Source organism: Pedobacter sp. 05L430, assembly GCF_056397585.1.
Genome location: NZ_JBFTNT010000576.1, coordinates 1 through 887 on the forward strand (window position 1 = coordinate 1; position 887 = coordinate 887).

An 887-nucleotide genomic window follows, 5' to 3' on the forward strand; every position below is an offset into this window, starting at 1 on the left:
ACCTACGGGTGGCGAAAACTCAACTGGTTTAGGCCTTTCTATAGTAAGAGTATTGGTTGAGGCGCACGGAGGCAGCATCTGGGCCGAAAGTGATGGCCATGATAAAGGCTCTACATTTATAGTTGAATTGCCCTTACAGGATTAAAAACACACAATAGACCAGCTGCGTTCCCAGTTCCCTTTTGGAGGCAGTGCTATAATTCCTTCTTTATCTTTAAGGTTCTGATTGTGGTTTATTCCATCGGCAATACCACACCACGGCTCCAGGCACACAAAATCTGCATCTTTAGCCGCCCAGATCCCAAAAAACGGAAAATCCTTAAAGGTAAAATGTAAACCATGTGAGTCTTTATGGTTCTTAATTGATATACAGTCACTTTTAAGTGTTTTAAATACCAGCGCATCCTTATAAAAAAGCTGATGAGTAAGGGGTAAGGAGTGATCCTGCAGATGTATTATTTCGGTTTCTTCATCAATCAGATCACTATTGATTTTGTAATAAACAAGATTTTCGTCCTTATTGAATTCTAAAAAATAATCATCGTAGCTTATATGCTCATTGGTTGGTATGGCAAAGGCCGGATGTCCGCCAACTGAAAAAAGAAGTTCTTTATTCCCTGGATTTAAAACAATATAAGTGCAGGATAAACTTGCATCAGTAATTTTATAGTGCAGCTTTAGTTTAAAATCGAAGGGATAAACCTTTAGAGTTTCTTCGTTTTGGATAAGCGTAAATACAACTTCTGTGTTACTGATCTGTTCAGCTTCAAATTGATTGTCTCTTGCAAAACCATGTCGTGGTAGTGTATATTCTTTACCCTCAAATAGGTAAGTGTTATTTTTAATGGCGCCTACTATTGGAAAAAGTATAGGACTAAACTTACCCC

At 38.1% G+C, this 887-nt stretch carries 2 protein-coding genes; one reads left to right on the top strand and one right to left on the bottom strand.

Annotated elements, in window-relative coordinates; translation table 11 throughout:
• A partial coding sequence (locus AC1DG9_RS27405; protein ID WP_477635742.1) for an ATP-binding protein occupies nt 1–145 on the top strand: 145 nt, incomplete at its 5' end.
• Here the strand turns inward: AC1DG9_RS27405 and AC1DG9_RS27410 are convergent.
• On the bottom strand, nt 142–887 hold a 746-nt coding region (locus AC1DG9_RS27410; protein ID WP_477635741.1), incomplete at its 5' end, for an aldose 1-epimerase family protein. The genes AC1DG9_RS27405 and AC1DG9_RS27410 overlap by 4 nt on opposite strands.